Source organism: Vibrio hepatarius (assembly GCF_018860525.1).
GTDB lineage: Bacteria > Pseudomonadota > Gammaproteobacteria > Enterobacterales > Vibrionaceae > Vibrio > Vibrio hepatarius_B.
This window is the reverse complement of record NZ_JAHKPM010000026.1, coordinates 1-2,483: the sequence shown is the minus strand read 5'-3', so window position 1 is coordinate 2,483 and position 2,483 is coordinate 1. Positions and strand designations below refer to the sequence as shown.

Sequence of the window (2,483 nt, the reverse complement as noted above, 5' to 3'; positions counted from 1 at the left end):
GAAGCTACCATCTTGTGGCGGATGAGTTAGTTGAAACCATGCAAAAAAGCCACAGCGAGAAAAAAGACGGCACTTTAGTGGTGCTATTTGACCCTGTTGGCCGCCAGTTAGACATTGCCAATAAGCTCCGTATGACGGTCGCTGAGGGGCAAGCTTATCAACAAAACAATCTCTATCCATTGACAATAGGCACTTATGCCAAAGCTTGTATGGACAGTGAAGTGCCTGAAGTCAGCGCAGCGGCGCAAGAAAACCTTGATACTCAAGCGCTCACCGACTTTATAAATCAGAGTAAGACTCAAAAAGAGGATACGGCAAAAGAGATCCAGCAGTGGCTCGATATAATGCATTATTATGTCGCTGGAGAGGGGGCAAAAAATGAGCTAGGCTCGCTACCTTTTTATCTGCACAATTATTTTGATCTTCGCCAAGAGGGTATCGTTAAGCCGATAGAGGAACTCGCTAAGCTGTTCTTTTTGCTCGGTACGCTTTTTGACGGTGTGACCGCCAGTGAAGAAGGCATGGAGACCATGGATGATTGGGTTGGTCAAGCGTTTGCAACTGCTGAGCTGACGCCTACAGACAACGTTCTTGGGATTATGTTTAAAGGTGCCAAGATGATTTTCACTCAGTGCCAAGGCAGTGACTGGCGTGAGCTGTCAACCGATGTCTCCAAATATGTTCTTATTTCCCTTGGTAACTTTTTAGCGCGTATTCCTGTTGCCTTTTCCTACGTAGGTCAGCATGCTGGTAAATGGGCCAATATCGCGGCAAATGCAGGACTTGAGAATTTTTATAGGACAACATTACCTGATATCTTCGATGCGATGTTAGGGGTCAAGATCAATGGTAAAAGAGTTCCGGTGTCACTGGATGATATTGAAGCGTTACTGGAAAAACAGGCTAACACGGGTAAGGCTGCGGCATTGTGGCAAAAGACGAAAACCAATTGGCATGAGCGCTTGCTTGATTGGTCGGAAGTCAAAGCCGATGCTAAAGAGCAACGTATTTTTCAATTGCTAGAGTTAGAAATAACGCCATCTAGCCCCAAAGAAGTAAAAGGTTTTTTTGAAAAAAGTAAAGTAAAAACATCCTTACATATCACTGGAGGTGTGGTTGATGTTGGGTTCGCGGCTTGGTCTTTTTACTATAACGTTTTAGCAATGTATGATTTAGCATCGCAACAAGAGTATGCAGAGCTTGACCCAATTAATGATAAAGATACCCTGTATGATCTTGGTAAAATGGGATCAACATTAATGGCGTTGGCGGCCGATAGTGCTGCTCTAACTCAATATGGAGCCAAATCCGCCAATGCTACCGCTTCGATGTTTAATCGAGGACTCGGTGCCCAAGCGGTGCAGAAGTATCTTCCCAACTTAAGTAGCAAACTTGCCAGCAAGCTAAGATTGGCAAATATTATGGCGTACAGCCAGCATATGGACACCCAACTGGCCAAGGTGCCTATTAGGGGGTTAGTCGCTGTAGCGAATATAGGGGTGGCGGCGGTATATTTTGCTGACGCCTTTACCGCCAATCGAAGCGGTAATAATGGGTTGCGAGATGGCCACTTAATTGGCGCGGCAGCAAGCCTATTAATGTTAGGCACGCTAGCCTCAGGTCCAATTGGGTGGGCTTGCTTTGCTGTGGCTATGGCGGGTTTATTTTGGAGTGGGTATACCATTTCCCGTTTTCAGAAATCAGACTTTGAGAACCTGCTATTTAGCTGCTTTTGGGGTAAAAGTAAGTATTATTCATTTTGGGAGTTTTCAAGCTCAAAAAAGATAAGTACTATCGACGGCCGTTTTACTTATTTGCGAAATGAGTTGAGAGAGTTGAAAAACTTTTTTGATGCAGCTTTTCGTGTTGAATCACAAGAGTTTATTAACTACTTCTATTGGCCACAACTGAAGGTTGACAGAGATACATCTTCGCAAGGGATATTAAGTGCAGAGCAGCTTTGTACTTTCCGTTTTATCTTACCTGAGTTTAAAATGGGCATTTCTCAATTGCATGGCACCATGTGTAATACCTTTATCTCGCGCTCAGGTACATCAACTGTGGTGGCCAATGAAGCCATGACAACAACCTTTAAGCAGGCGTTGCTTGCGGCGTTGAATAACCCCGAGCAACACCAATTAAAAGAAGATGGACTGCATTTAACAGTTGTGGCTAAGTTTCCAGTAGGATTAGGTATAAGCCCAAGTTTGCCAACACTAAAATGGTGCTATGAGCCTGAACCAGCCTTGGTTGTACCTAAGCGTATGTTAACCTCATCGGGCAGTATTGATGGCCATATGATAGGCATGCTTGATGAGCGCCCTAACGACAAATATTAAGGATTAATTATGCAGCGCCGTTTTATCGGACTATTTACCACCAAAGCCCAGCCTTTTTCTAAATGGTGGCAGGCGTTTCGCTCTGAGGTAACCGTTATTCCCATGGAGGATCCGTTTGACCCTGTCGTGTCAGTGGATTATAAG

The 2,483-nt window shown here is 44.5% G+C and carries 1 pseudogene; it reads left to right on the top strand.

The window, feature by feature from the left end:
- Window positions 1–2,339: pseudogene (locus KO511_RS07720) on the top strand (hypothetical protein); the annotation flags it as partial.
- Window positions 2,340–2,483: the final 144 nt, after the last annotated feature.